We start from the raw sequence: 17880 nt of genomic DNA, 5'->3' as shown, positions 1-17880 counted from the left end.
GTTCTGTACATATGATCTACCTTTTGTTTCTATCCTTTTATCTCCTTTTCCGCAATTAAGCTGTCCTTTTATTCTACAGCCCGCAACATGACATCTGTATGTCATCTTCCTTTTGCGCAAAGTGCAGTTTCCAATGTGAAGAGCCTCCCTGCGCTGAACGCGGTTCCGGATTTACCATGGCAGCCACACACGGACACATCCGCCTCCAAATGTTTCGGAATTTCCTAATTCCAGCCTGCCGCCATGCTCCTCTATAATTCTATCTGCAATAAACAATCCCAGACCGGAATGTACGCCCCCGCTTCTGGCACTGCTGCCTGTATAAAATTCTTCTTTTCCTTTTTTGAGCGCCTCCCCTGTAAATCCCGGGCCGCTGTCCTCCGCAACAATCTCTAAGCCATTCTCCAGGGAAGAGGCACCCAGGCAGATGGTTCCCCCCTGCCCTGCATATTCCGCGGCATTGGCTATAATATTCAGCAGTGCCCGTTCCAGGTGCTGCTTATCCGCCTGTATTTCCCTGCGGGTTTCTGCTGCCTGCCATATCAGGACCGCCTGTTTTTCCGCTGCCAGCCCCTTTGATTTTTTGTGTATCTCCTCCAGGAATGCATCTGCGCAGACAATATTTTTTAAAAACTCCGCCGGCTGCTTCCCTCTTGTCACATCCAAAAGCTGCTCTACATACCCCTGCATCTGGCGGATACTAACTTCTATAGCCTCCACACAGGCGCGGTCTTCCCCCTTAAAGGTGCTCTCCAGCAGCAGTTCGTTATATCCCCTCACGATGGTAATGGGTGTTTTCAGATCATGAGCCAATGCAGATATCTTCTCCTGTCTGGCTTTTTCCATATCCCACTGGCTCACCAAGGACTTTTTCAGTGCCTCCTTCATGTGGTCCAGGGCAGCCCCCACACGGTCAATCTCACGGACACCGCAGTTTTGCACCTGGAATTCCAGATTCTCCTGCTCTATTTTTTCAATGGCACTCTGTATACCGTTCATCTTCCGCTCCAGCATCCTGCCAAATCGCACGGCCATGTACATCAAATATGCCAGGATTTCCAGTATTACACATCCATATATGATCTCCTCCGCTGCCGGAAGATATTTCCGAAGCTTTGGATCCGCAAACTGAGCTTTCATGGAGTAACGCAGCACCAGAACTTCACCCTCCCGCTCCACCTTCTGGTAAAAAATACGGCTGAAACCGGAATACCCTCTGTGACTTACTTCCCAGGCTTTCTTTGCATCCTTTTCAGGTATGGTCCCCTCTTTCCAGGTTCCGTCCTCTGTAAAAAGTGCATAATCCATAAGCGGAGGAATATCTTCCATGCGGATCTCTTCCGTATTTTTTAAATTTTCTTTCTCCCATTCATATTCAATATCCCCATAATTTGCAGGATAAATATATCCTGCCTGCATAGCCAGGGACATGAGTATAAAGCCAAGGAATGCCAGGATCAGAGACCCCAGCAGCCAGATGAACAGATATTTTATAAAAAACCCTTTTAAACTTCTTTCTCTTTCCATGTATATCCAATCCCCCATACGGTCTGTATGGGAATCCCCCCCAGTCCCTCTGCCTTCTGCCTGATATTTTTCACATGCATGGCAATCACTGAGCTGTCACCCTCCGCGTCATAGCCGAACACGCTCTCGTAGATCTGATCTTTTGACAATGTCTGTCCGTGGTGCAGTGCCAGATATTCACAGATTGCATATTCCCCTTTTGTGAGGGGACAGACCTGCCCGTCTTTCTCCATCTGTTTCGCACCCAGAAAAAAACGGAATCCCGATACCTCCAGAGCATGTTTTTTCTCCCGCTGGTCTCTTCTCAGATGTGCGTTGACCCTTGCCCGGATCTCTTCAGCACCGAATGGCTTTTTCAGATAATCATCCCCGCCCAGTCCCAGCCCGCGCAGTATATCTGCCTCCCCACTTTTGGCCGTCAGAAAAATGATTGGACAGTCCACCAGATCCCTGATTTCCCGGCATAATTCAAATCCGTCAAGCCCGGGCATCATAACATCCAGCAAGATCAAAGAATAGGCAGACAGGGAAAGCTTCCTAACCTCCACAGAGCTGCCCACAGCCGTAACCCGGTGCCCGTCCCTCTCCAAAATTTTCCGTATTAAAATAAGGAGCAGAGGATCATCATCCACTGTCAGAATTGATGCCATATTTACGCCTCCTCCCTGCGGCCTTCAAACTTTTGAAACCATAAAAATGTCATGACTAAGAATAGCACAGATACTACCAGATAGCAAACCCCTCCAAGACGGATCTGCCCCGTCAAATGTTCATACATGCCCTGTCTGAGGGCAAGTAACATGGTGGAAAAACGCATACCATAGGAAGGCCACCACACATACCAGACTCCGTCACCAAGTCCGGTCAGCATTACCGCTGAAACCACAGATTCCGCCACCCCTGCACCAATCGTCACTCCTTCTCCGAATTTAAGTCCCAAAAACAGATGCTCTGCATAGACAGGCAGGTTGGATGCCCAAAGTACCAGTGTCAGAAGGAAGGGATCTCCCGCCCCCAGTCCCTCTCCCTGCAGGCACAGCACTGCCTGAAAACCAAATACCGCAATGGCCATAGCCAGCAGTCCAGACAAGAGCAGGAGCACGAGTTCTGCTCCCAGGCCTTTCGCACGGCTGGGCACCGCCAGCAGATTCTGCATTCTTCCCGCTTTAGCCTCCCTGTCTGTCAGCATTGCCGTCACGATCCCCGTAACAGCGGGATAGGCCATGGCTAAAAGTGTAACATAAGAAGTCAGATGTTCCCAGCCCCCTGCAGAACGTAGTCCTATGTATGCCACATATAAAAATACCCCCAAAGCGGGAATGAGAATATGTGACGCAAAAAAGAGAGAATGCCGCATTCTGTATCCGCTGCTTTTTAGAAACCTGTAAAATTCCTTCATATCAGACCGCCTCCCGTCTTTCCCACCATTTTACACTGCCAAATGCGGCTGCCGCCAGCAGCACAGCCGCCATGCAGAAGCCAGACAGAAAAACAACGGGATTCAAAAGAACATCCCCGGGCTCCAGCAAAAGCCCGTTTGGACGGATCAAAAGAACAGGGCACATAAGGCGGTCTGCGATGGAGAACGGAAACAGGAAAAACAACCCTTTTTCCACCATGGAAAAACTGAAAAAAGCAGCCAGAAGTCCCAGCATAACACATGGGATCATGCCAAGCCTTGAAGCCAGCATGAGATAAAAAGGAATCTGCCATAAACTCACCGCCCAGACGATCAGCATACCTGCTCCCCCGGAACTGATGGGAACTGATGTGGTGAACACTATTCCCAACAGACTGACGACAGCCCAAAAAACCACTTGTGGCAACAGCAGTTTCAGCGCCACAGCAATACATTTTGCAGTCCACTGTCCCGCCCCGAATGCCGGTGAGGCCAGCATGGTCTGGTAATGGAGTCTGATCTCACATCGTATATTCATGGCACACAACAGCGGCACCAGACAAGGGTATAATGTCCCATACCATATATTGTAAGTATACTGCTGGGCATACGGCCCCGCCATACTGATGAGGTACCCCAGCAAAATGGTCATAACCGGCATAACCCACATGGATTTTCCCATGGTGGAGTGCCGCATTTTAAGTAATTCCCCGCGAATCATTCCAATCATCTTATTCCCTCCCATTCTCTCTCACAACCTCCATAAAAAGCTCCTCCAGATTTTCCTTCCCGGAGATATCCCCCTCATATCCCAGGATACCTCCCGCTATGATACCGATACGGTCTGCGGTCTGCTGCACTTCACCCAGTATATGGCTGGATAAGATAACGGTTATTCCCTGTTCAGGAAACCACCGGATCAGATTTCTAAGCTCCTGTATTCCAATAGGGTCCAGGCCGTTTGTGGGCTCATCCAGGATCAGTAGCCGGGGATTCCCCAGAAGGGCCGCGGCAATGCCCAAGCGCTGCTTCATTCCATAGGAAAAATGTCCTGCTCTTTTATTCCCCGTGTTTTTCAGGTCCACAGTATCCAGCACCTCATGGATCCTCTTCTCCGAAATTCCCAGCTGCAGGGTGTGTACCCTCAGATTTTCTTCTGCCGTCAGATTTTCATAAATAGGCGGGTTTTCTATCAGCGCACCAATATGGTATAAATCCTTTCTGCACCATTCATGATCACGAAAAAAAATCTTTCCTCCCGTTGGTCTCAGCATTCCTGTGATCATCTTCAGTATGGTGGATTTCCCCGCACCATTTGGCCCCAGAAGGCCGTAAATACAGCCCTCCTCAATAGCCAGCGATACTTTGTTTACCGCTTTATGTCCTTTAAATGACTTACTGAGATTTTCTGCCCTTAAAATATATTCACTCATATGATTTCATCCTTTCTTTGAAAACCGCAATCCGAGGCTTTCTTTTTCTTATACACAGGATAAAACGTAATTTTAAATTTTCTATAAAGACAGTGAAAAAATCCGGGAGGTACTGTACAAGAATTTAACAAATATAGTAATTGGTATGTAGAGGACAGTACAGATACTTGTGCAGGGAAAACCCAAAGTGATACTGTTCATAAAATCCACAATAGGATCAAAGAATCGGGAAATGGGGGCGAAGTTTATGCTGCTGGAAGAACTGATCAAAAGTGCTGAAAAAAAGGCCGGTGCTGAGGGACTTGACAAAGGACGTATGGAAGGCATCTCTAAAGAAAGAAGCGAGGAACAGAACCGCTACAGCGGACTGATTCTCCGGTTGGCCAAAGACGGACGAAGTGACCTGATCGTAAAAGCCGCTTCAGACGCACATCTGCTGGATGCTTTATATCAGGAGTATAAATTATAATCTCATACTCACTGCCTCTCCATGCAGTTAATGCACAGACCTTCTGAAGCATTACTGCAAATCTACCATAGAAAGCACGTCTATGTGAACTTTCTATTCTCATGAATCAAGGCGGATGAAAACCATCCGCCTGTCTGAATATTTCTATTTACATTCCACAAAACAAATCATATATGATGCGGAATTCTGCCTTTTTCTTTTGGAGCCTGTCTCTCCACTTTCAGAGTATTCTCTTTCAGCTCTTTACCCGCAAAATGCTTATCACGCAGAGCTTCAGATATCATCTATTGACCTGATGCTTTTTAAAAGCATAACCTGAAGCCAGCGCAAATACTGCAATACAGAGTATATACACCACAGCCAGCATGGAAGGCAGGCCAATGACCCTGCCCGGTATGTGGTAGACCATATAGTCCGTAAACCGAAACTCTGATATTTTAGGAGGAAGAAGCGCCAGAACATGTTTCCAAAGATATCCCCCTGTATTTTCATATAAAAAGTTTGGTATCAATACCAGAAGAAAGTCCACAATGATCACACCGTAACTGTTCTTAAACACAGAAGACAAAAGCAGCGTAACTGCAGTCATACAGAGCACCGCCCCGTAATTCAGGAACACCACCAGCAATACGGCCTGCCACATAGTCATGTTATAGCTGATGGAGTTGGAAGTGTCATATGCCTGTATGGGAAGAACGGCGCCCTGGGGACCGCATATCATAAGATAAATCCCGGAATACACCAGAATGATCCCCCAGTAAACTGCTGTTGCATAGAGAAATGCCGTAAGTATTTTCGCTCCTGCCAGTCTGCTCTTTCCATATCGCATGGTCAGCAGCAGAGAATCCGCCCTGCACTGGTATTCCCCTGCGAAAACAGGTGCAGTCCCCACACAGATCAGAGGTATGATCAGTATGATCCATCCTGCGGAATCTATCATGTTTCTCCAGAACCGGAAATTTCCCAGCTTTAAATCTTTTACCTGTGCATCCTTTTTCAGCCAGTAATCTTTCTGGTCTTCCAAAATGATGCCGTACTTCACAGACCTATCCAGCGCGATCCGCACCTGTTCGCTGCGGCTCTGATAAAAATCTTTTCCTATACTTTTTTGAAACACTTCCTTCATATTCAGAGCTTTTAAAATGCCTAATTGCCGCTCATCCTCTATCCCTTCAGCGATTAATTGGCTCTCCAGTTTTCTTAAATTCAAATCACCACATCCGCTTGAAAGTCCTGACAAAATATGATCCAGGCTCTGAATCAACTCATCATCCGGCAAGTGGTTCAATTCTTTTTTATGAGCCTCTGTGGCGCGCCGCGGACAATGCCAATATAATTTATAACTCTGGCATTTCCCTGTAAATCGTCAATTAGATCCAGCGACATAAATGCGGTGACGATCAGGGCAACACATAAAATAACCGGAACAAAGATCCCGCCTAATATTGATACTGCTTTCCTCATATTATTGCCCTCCTTGGTTCTTTCAGGTTTATAGTAATGCATATTATTTCTCCTATATGCACTGCTGTCTTAAGAAATTAATTTTATCTGTATTCTGAAACAGATGATAACCATCATTCATTATATACTGTATATATAAAGAAGTCCAGCAAGGAAAGAACGGAGGAATACAGAATAAAACGATCCGCTGCGCAGATATTTACGCGCAGCGGATCGTCATAAAATTATTTGCCCAGAAGCTCTCTCTCGATTCTCTCTCTTGCCTCCGGTGCCTGTCTGTCCATTTTCTCCGGAAATCCGAACATGGAAACACAGGCAATATTATCGCCGCCCACTTTGGGAGCGTTCTCTTTTAACTGTTTACCCGCGAAATCCATATCCCGCAGGGTTTCAAAGATGCCGTCGAAATCCACATCCCCTTCGCCCATAGCCAGATGCTGATGTATGGTCACATCTGCTTTGCCGCGCCCGTTCAGCCAGGGCGGATTTGCAATGTAACGGCAGTCTAACGTCTGATTAAAGGTATCTGCAAACAGAACATGGGTCAATTCTTCTCCTGCGTATCTCAGCATAGAGCGCACATCCCCTTTGCCCTCGTCATAGAAAAACCCGTGAGGTGAAGAGTAAACATAACCCAGGTTTTTGGAACGGAAGGACTTTACCAGGTCACATGTCTCATTGTTCCGTTCACAGAAATCGTAAGGATGGGACTGGATTTCCACTCGGATGCCTTCCCGCTCAATGATGGGAAGCAGTTCCTCCATGGATCTGAACCACATGCCATTGCAGATTTCCTGCTGGTTCGGGTCACCTGACAGCTCTGTGTTGATGACCTGTACCCCCATATCCACCGCTATCTCAATCATACGTTTCCAGTTTGCAACCGCAAACTGTCTCTGCTCCTCTGTGGGGCCTGACCAGCGGTACACCACAATGAAAGAGGATATTTCCACGCCCGTCTCCTTCAGGGCCTGTCTGTATTCCTGCTCACATTCCTTTGAAAAAAGCGGATGTTTGTAAAATGGGTTGATCCTCGGATGGGGAGACTGCTCAATATACTTATATCCCCAGTCAGCTGCCTGATGGACCATGCGGTTGATATCCATCTGTTTTGCCAGTACATCCACGTCAAATGCTATCTTCATATCCATTCCTCCTTGTAATCTTTATGGTGTCCTCCCGGCATCCGTACCGGGAGGATTCCTATTACAGACCTGTCTTTTCCGCGATATAAGCCCTTGCTTTTTTTGCATATTCCAGGGGATTGGCCTTTGCAGGGTCCTGCTCTGCTTCCACAACAACCCAGCCTTCATATCCTGCGTCCTCAAGGATCCTGAAGATGGGAGCAAAATCCACATCTCCGTCACCGGGAACTGTAAACACACCTTCGCGGACACCTTTTAAGAAACTCCATCTCTCATTCCCGGATTTCTCCACCATCTCTTTGCGGATATCTTTTAAATGTACGTGTTTTACCCGGTTCACATATTTTTTCAGAACCTTTTCCGGATCAATGCCCGCAAAGGACAGGTGGCCGCTGTCAAAGAGAAGAAATACCAGTTCCGGGTCAACCGTTTCCATGAAACGGCCGATCTCCTCCTCTGTCTGTACGACTGTGCCCATGTGGTGGTGGAATGTCAGCGTCATGCCCTTGTCTTTTGCTATTTTTCCAAGCTTATTCAGACCTTCTGCCAGAAGCTTCCACTCCTCATCATTCATGACGTATTTGCCTTCCCACACAGGCTGCTCCATCTTTCCCTGGATGCTGTAGCTCTGCTCCGATACGCCGATCACTTTTGCACCCATCTCTTTCAGGAAATCCGCAGCCTTGATGAACTCCTTCTCTGTCTCCTCAAATGGTTTGGAAATGAGAAAGGAAGAAAACCACTGGTTGCAAATCTGGATTCCTCTCAAATCCAGTGCTTTCTTAAGCACTTTTGTATCTGCAGGGTATTTGCCGCCCACTTCGGAGCCGGTAAATCCGGCCAGCGCCATCTCGCTTACGCACTGCTCAAATGTATTTTCTTTGCCCAGATCCGGCATATCGTCATTGGTCCATGCAATGGGAGCTATGCCCAGCCTGACTTTGCTCTTATCCAACATCCCTTAATTTCCTCCCTGTCTGTTCTCTTCTTTGTTTCTGATATAATCCAGAATCATGGAAACTGCACCTTCCACACCGGTCTTGGACACGTTGACCACCATATCGTAATGTTTCGGATCATCACGCCTCATTCCGGTAAATTTCTGGTAATAGCTGTTTCTCATCTCATCTTTTTCCTTCAATTCTGCCAGAGACATGCCGCCGTAATATTCTCTGCCTTCTTTTTCCCTGTATTCATCGTCCGCGTAGAGGAAGAAGGAGTATGTGTGCTCCTGTCCGCCCAGAATAAAGTTCGCGCATCTCCCCAAGAATACACCCGGTGCTTTCTGTGCAAGGCCTCTGATGATCTGGCTCTGTTCCTCAAACATCTTGACAGCACTCATATCATCCGCCACACCGGCCTGGGGGTAGGCATACGGTGAGAAGGTAGGCTCTTTGTCCCCATAATTGTAATTATCCAGATATTTCTGCACTTCCTCCAGATTGGAAGTCTCCATTCCCATCTTCTCCGCCAGCAGACAGATAATCTGGCGGTCATAGACCCGGCAGTTCAATTCTTTTGCAATTTCCTCTGCAATTTTTCTTCCGCTGCTGCCATAGACACGTCCGATCGCCACATTGATCTTATTTTCAGAGTGGGCTGCCACAGGAATCTCCTCCGGCTCCCCTTTGCCTTCCCTGGAAATCAGTTCACGCATCATTTTGTCATACATTTTATCCAGCTTATAACATGCTGCAATGATAAACATGATCACCCAGATCGCAATAGGCACATACAGATAGAAAGTCTTGATCGCAGAGATCGCAGATGTTGTCTGCTCTGCTGCAGTGGCTTTCAGTCCATCAAATGCTGCCATGGAAAGGATGGCACCCATAATAGCGGATGTGAAACCGGAACCGGCTTTCTGTCCCATACTCATGGAGGAGAACATCAGTCCTTCCACACGGACGCCTGTTTTCCAGTGGCCATACTCAATGGCATCACTTGGCAGTGAATACTGTACGCCGTAGAACGGAGCAATACCAAACCCTCTCATAATACAGGTAACAACACCCAGAGGAACGCTTGTGATGTTCATAAGGAAGAGCAGCTGTCCTGCAATACCCAGGATACACCCGGCGCAGATCAGATTTCTCTTACCGTATTTTGGAAGCAGTTTGGGAAGCATTGCAATACCGATGATAGTGGCAATCTTCTCTGCTGCGGACAGCGGCATGACCAGATCCACATCATTTAACACATACTGGCAGTAATACGTCAGGTCTGTTCCGATAATGATCTGATACGCTGTGTAGAATATCATCAGGCCAAGGGCAATGAGGAAATACCTGTTTGTCACTGTCACTTTGAAAGCAGTCCAGAAGGGGGTGTTGACTTTTTCCTTCTTGTTTGTGTCCGCTGCCTGCACACGCTCCGTACAGGTACAGTATGTATTGATCAAAACGAATACGGATACAATGGCATATGCCGCAGTCACAAGGATCCAGGCCATCTGCTGGTTGTCGATCAGTTTTGCCACTTGATTGATAAGGGGCAGGGTAAACGCTGTAATGATCATACTCGCCGTGATAGAAAGTACCATACGGATGTTGCAGATCACGTCCCTCTCTCTCCTGTCACGGCTCATAAGCGAACCGAGGGCATGGAAAGGCTGGCTGATCGCGGTATATACCACTGTGTTCATAATGTTATAAGTTACAAAAGCATATATGATCTTTCCCATATCTCCCATGGGGGGCATAGTAAACAGCAGGACCGCTGCCAATGCGTAAGGTATTGCCAGACGGAGAATCCAGATCCTGGCTTTTCCGTATTTAGAGTGGGTCCTGTCGATAATGGTTCCCATGAGTACATCGGAAAATCCGTCAAATACCCTGGAGAGCAGCATGATCATACCCACTGCGCCTGCAGATATACCTACCACGTTTGTGTAGAAATATATCAGCAGTGTTGTTGTCATTGTGTACATCAAAGTCAGAGCCGGGTCGCCGAAACAATATGCCAGCTTTTCCGACATGGGGACTTTGATGAATTCATTCATATCTTTTCCCTTCTGCTTATAATTCAGCAGTTCGGGAAGTCCTCCCTTTGCCATAATATCACCTTTTTACAGGGCAAATCTTACCCATCTGCCCTGCCCCTTCCTCCTCATAAAAACGCCTCGCGGGATAGCGGCTGTGAATATTGTCTTGACGTTTAGCGTTTGGATTTTGTACAGCCAGTCCGTTTTACTTTTTTCATTTTCTTATGTCCGGGAGGTTGTTTGCATTTTCCAAACAGCCTCCGAAAGGACATATGAATTATTTAGAAATATTTTTGTACAAATGCTTTTGTCACTTCAGCAGCTTTTTTCACGTTCTCTTCATGGGACATCTCATAATATTCAGGACGGAACTCTTCAATTGTGCAGACACCGTCAAAGCCGATCTCCTTTAATACCGCTGCGATGCCGGCATGGTCTACCACACCCTCGCCCGGCCACAAACGTTTGTCATCGCCGCAGGAGCCAAGGGGCAGGTCTTCACAGTCATTTAAGTGGTAAGCAAAGATTTTTTTTCCGTCCGCTCCCTTTAAATCCTCCAGTTTGGAGCACATTTCATGGAAGTGGAAAGTGTCAACTGTGATACCCACATTGTCACGGTCTACTGCTTTCACTACATCGTAAGCAGTGCCGAACTGGTTGATGGAGCAGTTTGGAGCGCCGCAGAACTCCAGGGAAATTCTCATATCAGCGCCAACCTTGTCTGATAAATAGCGGAGCCTTTCCACTGCTTCTGCTTTGATCTCGCTAACGCTCTTGTCTTTTACATCAAAATTCGGAACTGTGATCAGCATTTCCATACCGATGGCTTTGGAAACTTTCAGGATGAAATCCACTTCATCGTCAATTTCCTTCTCGCCTGCCTCGTCTCTCTGGTTAAAGTAGATCAAAGTGTTGTAAGCCCATGGTTTCAGATGATGGTTTTTAAACCAGTCAGCCAGTTCCTCCAGGGTATGCTCCTGTAAATAATCTTTTACACAGTCAAAGCGTATTTCGATATAGTCAAATCCGTATTTTTCACACATTTCCATATCAGCCAGAAGGGACTGTCCTTTGCACTCCAATGCAGTTGCCTCATTAAATCCAATTTTCATAATGATATACCATCCTTTCGGTTCTTGTTTTATTTGTTATGCCGGACACATTTGGGAGCATCCGGCTTTAAGGTTCCGATTTATCTTCTTATTTGTAGAACTCCGGTTTTTCTACGGCTGCGTTGATCTTTTCCACAGCGCCAGTTTCCTGTGCCTTTACAAGCGCATCTGCTGTGATAGCTGCCAGATATCCGTCCCATGCAGTAGGCCCGTTGATCGCGCCCTCTGCTGCTGCGTCTACCCAGTCCTGCACCTCTGTATCGTAAGCATCTTTGAATCTCACGAAGCAGTCCGTATCAATGGTTGTGGAAACTGCTGCATTTTTGCGGATGCTTGGGTAGATGGGTGATGGCATCTTGATAGCGCCGTCTTCACATACCACTTCGCAGTTGATGTCATAACCGAATTTGCAGTTTACAAATACTTCAACATCAATGCAAACACCTTTTTTGGTGCGGAGCAGCATGATCTGCGGGTCTTTTAACTCAGAGTGCGAGTATTTTGTAACCTTAGGCATAATAACCTGTGCGGACTCATACTCATCATCCACTAACCAGTGAAGCACATCAATCTCATGGATCGCTGTATCATGTACTGCCATTGGAGTTGTATAGTTAGTTCCAACTTCCGGATTTCTGTGTGTGCAGTGAAGGATCAGCGGTTCGCCGTATTCGCCGGATGTGAGAGCTTCTTTTACCTGCATGTAGCCTTTGTCGTATCTTCTCATAAAACCAAGCTGGATCAGATGTTTTCCTGATGCCACCTCAGCTTCGACTACCTTCAGGCAGTCCTCAGCAGTTGTGCAGAGCGGTTTTTCACAGAAGATCCTCTTTCCTGCCTTGATCGCTGTGAGAAGAGATTCCACATGTGCAAATCCCGGAGATACAATGAATACTGCGTCCACATCCGGGTCATTGATCAGTTCGTTTGCATCTGTGTATACTTTAGCTCCACAGATTGCTGCTGCCTGCTTTGCACTCTCCTCAAATACGTCTGATACCGCTGTAACCTCAGCTCCCTGAATTTTGTTTGTCAGTCTTTTGATATGGTCCTTACCCATTCCGCCGCATCCGATAACTCCTACTCTTAACATAATACATGTCCTCCAATTCTCTTTTTCATTGATTCGCTGTTATTTGTTTTTTGGTTTTGTTCTTTCTTGATGATGCAATCATACCATAGCGTTCACGTGAACGCAATGGCTTTATTGTACAAGATTCACAGTCCATTTTTATTAAATTTTGCCAATTGATAAAAAAGAGACAATGTTTTTGTGCATGTTGTCTATTTCCTCCACTTACTCGCTGTATTGGCAGCCTCTATTTTATGCATTTTTACTTTAGCATGATAAAATGATATTTTTATTTCTTTTTCACCAAGAGGCTTATATTGTTATTTTTTTGCTTATTTATGGTATGTGATGATAATATTTTGAGTATGTTCTTGATTTCCCATGTGTGTGCACGTATATTTTATATGGAATACTTGTTATGTACACTGGTCTGTCTTCGGCAGCAGTCCTATTATAATAACAGCAGTGCCTCTTGTTCTGAAATAATTCCGCAGTCCTGCGCATTTACTGCATAAGATACAGAACCGTAATGAAGAGTCCGCTTATTTTTATTGGGATTTCGGCAGAAGCGCCTTTGATTTTTTTGCAAATCCTGATTTCTTTGTTTGTATCACCAAACGGCCGCTTATCAGGCGGCCGTCCATCACAGATTGTATCTGTTTTTAATGACAATTTCCGCATACCGGTAAACAGACTCCGGTTTCTCGTCATCAAAGAGCAGGTGGAACAGCATCATTACCGGTTCATATCCCTGCATATAGGAATCCTGTCCTATAAGGAAGTTTATGGCTCCCCGTTCCACCCACTTTTTATTCTCATCCAGGAAATCATTGCCTATGACTTTGATCTCCCGCTCCTTCCCTTGTTTTACCAGTGCTTCGCAGACACCTTTTACCGCAGTACCGGTCACGTAGATGCCTTTCAGCGCCGGATACTGCTCCAAAAGCTCCTCCACGATCTTTGCCGCAACCCACTCGTCATCATAAGAATATTTTGTACCTACCAGCTGGATGTCCGGAAAGCTTTCCAGTATCTCCGATTGAAAACCCCGGATTCTGTTGTTCAGCGCAGGGTTTGAAATATGGCCGGAGATAACCGCCACCTCCCCCTCTCCCCCTGTGATCTCTCCCATGAGCCCGGCTGCGGTCCTTCCGCTCTGGATGGTATTCTGGCCTACAAAGCAGATTCTCTTTGTATCTTCTATATCTGAATTGAAGGTGATGATCGGGATGCTGTACTCCTCGGAAAACTGGTTGATCATCTTTTTGAGCATGGTGTCTTCGGACGGAGACAGGGCTATGCCTGAATATTCCTGTTCTTTTAAATCCTGCATGATTTCCATTACACGGCCTGCATCCACACCGTCTACCCGGAATATCTCCACGGTACCGCCCAGACTTTCCACCTCCTGCTTGGCGGCTTTCATTCCCTCATAGACTTGTACCATGAACGGGGTCTGGGCTGACTGCATGATGATCCCAATCTTCAGATTTCTTTTCGCCAGGACAAGGGCTCTTCCTGCAAGGCTGGGCTGATATCCCATTTCTTTTGCTATTTGCTTTATTTTCTCTGCCACTTCGGGACGGACTCTTCCTCTGTCTTTCAACGCCCGGTCTACGGTTCCCCTGGATACTCCGGCGGCCTCTGCAATTTGTTGTAGTGTTACTGGCATAATATTCCTCCTGCCTTTAGATGTACTCGTGCACGCATTTATATTTTATTATATTCCTTTTGGGTAGGTTATGCAAGTGTAAAAATGAGAGGGATAGAAACGGACAGAAGGAGGCGTAATGCCCTCCTCAATCAAAAACAGCCTGACAGCGTCCGTGATGGCTGCTGTCAGGCGTTTTTCTATATCATTCTTAGGCACATAGCGGAAAATGGACAGCTCATACGCGTCAATGGCATATTCCAGATGAGATGTGATAAAAATGATCTTTACATCCGGGAGAAAAGGCTTTATTTTTTCCGCTAATTCCATGCCGTCCGTTTCCGCCATCTCAATATCTAAAAGGATCAAATCATAACGGGATCCATCTTCCGTGATATGGCAGAGCAGTTTTTGAATGCGCGTATAACACATAGCCTCCCCGGCGGCACTACACGCTTCCTCTGTTTTTCTTTGCAGCTGTGAGGGTACCGGACCGTCATATTTCTTTTATTATAGAGGATAGTGAAAACTTGTGCAACGGCATATTTCTCACTGCTGTTTATCTGGATATATCCAGAACACCTGCCGCGTTTTTCATGGAAATCTTGTATAAAATAAACTGGTAGATGCCGATCACTGCAATAACAATTACCATCACCCCTGCGATTCCCACTTCACCTGCTGTCATGATACCGTCATTCTGCCACATGATCAGGATTTCATATATAAACATCAGAAGACATCCCATTACGGTAGGCAGGACAAAGCATTTACTTATCTGGCTTTTCAAAAGTCTGCGAAGGTACTTTTTATTTGCCCCCAGCTTTTCCAAATCCTTAAAAATCTGACTGTTCTTCAGTGCCACATTCTGACTCCTTGTATATAGGATAATACTCTCGGAGGCCAGGCAGATAATGGCAATGTATACAAACAGCAGTAAAAAGATGGCACGCCTCATAGCAGCATTTTCCCTTTCAAGGGGCAGGACTGTAGGACTGTACAGCCAGTCAGATCCCAGGGCCGGCCTTTTCCCGTCATAAATCCCCTGCATATTATATCCATAATCTTCTCCCAGAATTTTTGCCTGATATCCATTATAGGCAGCAATATAGTTCATGCTTTCCGATGCCCTGCTGCAAAATTGTTCATATAACGCTTCACAATATGCATAGGACTGGTCACTGTCCTCAATATTAAACAACACCTGACGTATTATTTTGTCATCCTTGACTCCGGTTTTCACCTTTTCATAATCCGCGTCACTGATAATATACCTTGTCTTAGAATCATACCCCGTATCTGTTACGAGGGAATGGTATAGCTCCAGTCCATCATATTCCATAGAAATATAATCTTCTTCGTTGGACAAATATAATCTGGTCAGATCATCAAATTTATAGAATATATTTTCTCTTGCCCCTTCCCTTTGTATTACCCGATAATGGCCTTCTGTAACCTCGGTTTCTTTTCCGGTCATATCCGTAAACAAGGAAGCACTGATGCACTCATAGTAAAAGTATTTTTCTTCATACTGTTCAATAAGGTTATTATTCTCATCCATGTCATCACGTCTTACACCGTCCCCCAACACCTGGACGAACTCTGCCTCCCGGTAATCCTTTACTGAAATCTGATATTTGTCTGCCATGGAGAACACATCCTCCTCGGACAATTCATCCACATCAACGGGATACCGGTAAGATATATCATCCTCTGCGTCTTCAAAATCATTGCCCCCCTGAAGCGGCAGATAAAAGATACCAAGCAGGACGCCCATAAGCAGCAGTGATATGACAAGCATATTTCTGACAACAGAGCCTCCCTGGAATTTGAGCATACCGTAAGATATCATATTGTCATAATATTTCTGGGGATTTTTCCCCTTTCTGTGTGAGGCAATGGAATAAACTAAAATACGGTAAAGTCCAACTGCCGCAAGGATATAGAATAGATTCGTCCACCCTCCCAGCCAGTGGCCGCTCACTTTGACGGTTATGATCGGCAGAAAATATCCTATTAACAGGCCCACCAGAATCATCACAATACCGGATACCAGATAGAAAAATGACACGCTCTTTTTCAGCGGTTCCTGCTTGCGCTGTTCATTGATAATGTCCATAACATTACTTCTCTTCATAAACCGCACGCACATGAACGCAACGCAGAGTATCAATAGGAGGCAGTAGATAATGCCGCCTGCAACTCCCATGACAGAAATGGAAAAATGGTTATTATTTCCGCTGCTTGCGACTTTTTCAAACAGGATGCCTATGATTGACGCAAGTAAGATACCAAGCATAACCCCTGCTGCCGAACACAATGCCATCATCTTGCCGATTTCGGTAAATAATGCCCTGGCAAGTTTACTTTTTCCCGCTCCCAGAGCAAGGAAAATACCGGTTTCCCTGCTCTTGTATCTTAAAAACTGACTTGCCGTATAGATACTGAACATAACACATCCCGCTGCCGCAAGAACGAAGATCATATCCGCTATTTTTCTGGAATCTCCTCCGTTCGGCAGTGTCTTCTGCACCAGATCACTTCCGTACATGACAAGGTATGAGGTGATCAAAAGAATAGAAAGTGTCATGCAGAACTGGAACTGCAAATATTCTTTTTTATTATTTTTCCTTAATTTCGCAAATAATCCACTGAGCTTCATTCTATTCACCACCGTTCATCTTTCTCAAAACATCCAAAAGTTCTTCCATGAATTCTCTGTGATGGCCCTTGCTGATAAGTTCTGTATAGACCGCTCCATCTTTCATCACAATAACCCGGTCGCAGAAACTGGCTGAAAAGCTGTCATGGGTTACCATGCATGTGGTTGCATTTAATTCTTTCTGTGCCTCTAAGAACGCCCCGATCACCGCCTCGCTGGAACGGCTGTCCAGGTTGCCTGTAGGCTCATCTGCAAGGATCAAAAGCGGATTGTTCATCAGGGCCCTTGCCACTGCGGTGCGCTGTTTCTGTCCGCCGGATATCTCAGCCGGGAATTTTTTCGCAATATCTGCAATGTCAAACATCTTCAGGAGTTTCTGGGCTTTTGTCTCCATCTGCCTGTATGGTTCCTGGTGGATCACTTTTGGTACACATACATTTTCAAAAACACTCAAACCGTCCAATAGCATGAAGTCCTGAAAAACAAAACCAAGTTTTTCATTTCTTATTTTTGCGATCTGTTCTTCTTTCATGTTGGAGATATTGACTCCATCCAGCAGGATTTGGCCCTTATCATGAGGAATGAAACAGGAAATGCAGTTCAAAAGTGTGGTTTTACCGGAACCGGACGGCCCCATAACTGCCACGAACTCCCCCTCCTCAATGGAAAATGAAACATCCTTCAATACCTCGTATGTGGTGTTTCCTGTTTTATAGCTCTTGTATAAATGATTTACCTGTAACATAAGTGATCCTCCCTGTTATATATATTGTGCTTTTTTGTTCTGCACTTGTTGTTCTTATGCATTTATTCTACCGAAAAAAGGGAGGAGATCACAGATGTACAAATGACAAGTTTGACCCGTTTTTTGTAAAGTTTGGCATGACGGTTTTTCCGCAAAAATTGACCGGGGAATGCAAAATGCATCCCCCGGTCTGACTCTAACCCTATCTTTTACCCATA

17 protein-coding genes are annotated in these 17880 nt (G+C 45.8%); 1 reads left to right on the top strand and 16 read right to left on the bottom strand.

What is annotated here, in order from left to right:
- Positions 1 to 171: 171 nt before the first annotated feature.
- From A4V09_RS01480 to A4V09_RS01460, 5 genes are read right to left on the bottom strand one after another with little or no spacing between them, the layout of a single operon-like run.
- On the bottom strand, positions 172 to 1527 hold the full coding sequence (locus A4V09_RS01480; RefSeq protein ID WP_065540773.1) for a sensor histidine kinase: 1356 nt from the start codon (positions 1525 to 1527) through the stop codon (positions 172 to 174).
- On the bottom strand, positions 1506 to 2177 hold the full coding sequence (locus A4V09_RS01475) for a response regulator transcription factor (RefSeq protein ID WP_065540772.1): 672 nt from the start codon (positions 2175 to 2177) through the stop codon (positions 1506 to 1508). The genes A4V09_RS01480 and A4V09_RS01475 overlap by 22 nt, the downstream gene beginning before the upstream one ends.
- A gap of 2 nt (positions 2178 to 2179) precedes the next feature.
- A complete protein-coding gene (locus A4V09_RS01470) occupies positions 2180 to 2926 on the bottom strand; it encodes a lantibiotic immunity ABC transporter MutG family permease subunit (RefSeq protein ID WP_065540771.1) in 747 nt (248 codons plus the stop codon).
- Between the two features lies 1 nt (position 2927).
- Entirely contained in the window at positions 2928 to 3656 is a 729-nt protein-coding gene (locus tag A4V09_RS01465) for a lantibiotic immunity ABC transporter MutE/EpiE family permease subunit (RefSeq protein ID WP_065540770.1), read from the bottom strand.
- 1 nt (position 3657) lies between these two features.
- A complete protein-coding gene (locus A4V09_RS01460) occupies positions 3658 to 4359 on the bottom strand; it encodes a lantibiotic protection ABC transporter ATP-binding protein (protein ID WP_065540769.1) in 702 nt (233 codons plus the stop codon).
- 247 nt (positions 4360 to 4606) lie between these two features.
- Between A4V09_RS01460 and A4V09_RS01455 the strand changes: the two genes are divergently transcribed.
- Entirely contained in the window at positions 4607 to 4828 is a 222-nt protein-coding gene (locus tag A4V09_RS01455; protein ID WP_065540768.1) for a hypothetical protein, read from the top strand.
- Positions 4829 to 5108: 280 nt separating this feature from the next.
- On the opposite strand, the gene A4V09_RS24800 is transcribed toward A4V09_RS01455, so the two are convergent.
- The 11 genes from A4V09_RS24800 to A4V09_RS01405 form a co-directional block, all read right to left on the bottom strand.
- Positions 5109 to 6038, bottom strand: coding sequence for an ABC transporter permease (locus A4V09_RS24800; protein WP_198168593.1), 930 nt, complete (start codon positions 6036 to 6038; stop codon positions 5109 to 5111).
- 74 nt (positions 6039 to 6112) lie between these two features.
- Positions 6113 to 6292, bottom strand: a complete 180-nt coding sequence (locus A4V09_RS25075) for a hypothetical protein (protein WP_207715840.1) — start codon at positions 6290 to 6292, stop codon at positions 6113 to 6115.
- Between the two features lie 224 nt (positions 6293 to 6516).
- The gene (locus A4V09_RS01445; protein WP_065540765.1) at positions 6517 to 7437 is read right to left on the bottom strand and encodes a sugar phosphate isomerase/epimerase family protein; all 921 of its coding nucleotides are present in this window, start codon (positions 7435 to 7437) and stop codon (positions 6517 to 6519) included.
- A 61-nt stretch (positions 7438 to 7498) separates the two neighbouring features.
- Complete coding sequence (gene iolE / locus A4V09_RS01440) at positions 7499 to 8395, bottom strand: myo-inosose-2 dehydratase (RefSeq protein ID WP_065540764.1); 897 nt, start codon at positions 8393 to 8395, stop codon at positions 7499 to 7501.
- A gap of 3 nt (positions 8396 to 8398) precedes the next feature.
- Entirely contained in the window at positions 8399 to 10492 is a 2094-nt protein-coding gene (locus A4V09_RS01435) for a cytidylate kinase family protein (protein ID WP_065540763.1), read from the bottom strand.
- Positions 10493 to 10701: 209 nt separating this feature from the next.
- The gene (locus A4V09_RS01430) at positions 10702 to 11532 is read right to left on the bottom strand and encodes a sugar phosphate isomerase/epimerase family protein (protein WP_065540762.1); all 831 of its coding nucleotides are present in this window, start codon (positions 11530 to 11532) and stop codon (positions 10702 to 10704) included.
- Positions 11533 to 11620: 88 nt separating this feature from the next.
- Entirely contained in the window at positions 11621 to 12625 is a 1005-nt protein-coding gene (locus tag A4V09_RS01425) for a Gfo/Idh/MocA family protein (RefSeq protein ID WP_065540761.1), read from the bottom strand.
- Between the two features lie 622 nt (positions 12626 to 13247).
- A complete protein-coding gene (locus A4V09_RS01420; RefSeq protein WP_065540760.1) occupies positions 13248 to 14276 on the bottom strand; it encodes a LacI family DNA-binding transcriptional regulator in 1029 nt (342 codons plus the stop codon).
- Positions 14277 to 14324: 48 nt separating this feature from the next.
- On the bottom strand, positions 14325 to 14687 hold the full coding sequence (locus A4V09_RS01415) for a LytR/AlgR family response regulator transcription factor (RefSeq protein ID WP_084043391.1): 363 nt from the start codon (positions 14685 to 14687) through the stop codon (positions 14325 to 14327).
- Between the two features lie 127 nt (positions 14688 to 14814).
- Complete coding sequence (locus tag A4V09_RS01410) at positions 14815 to 16917, bottom strand: ABC transporter permease (RefSeq protein ID WP_065540759.1); 2103 nt, start codon at positions 16915 to 16917, stop codon at positions 14815 to 14817.
- 1 nt (position 16918) lies between these two features.
- A complete protein-coding gene (locus A4V09_RS01405; RefSeq protein ID WP_065540758.1) occupies positions 16919 to 17662 on the bottom strand; it encodes an ABC transporter ATP-binding protein in 744 nt (247 codons plus the stop codon).
- Between the last annotated feature and the right edge of the window lie 218 nt (positions 17663 to 17880).

Source organism: Blautia pseudococcoides (assembly GCF_001689125.2).
In the GTDB taxonomy this organism is placed as follows: Bacteria; Bacillota; Clostridia; order Lachnospirales; family Lachnospiraceae; genus Blautia; species Blautia pseudococcoides.
The sequence above is the reverse complement of the archived record's forward strand: the minus strand, read 5'-3'. Positions and strand labels throughout refer to the sequence as shown.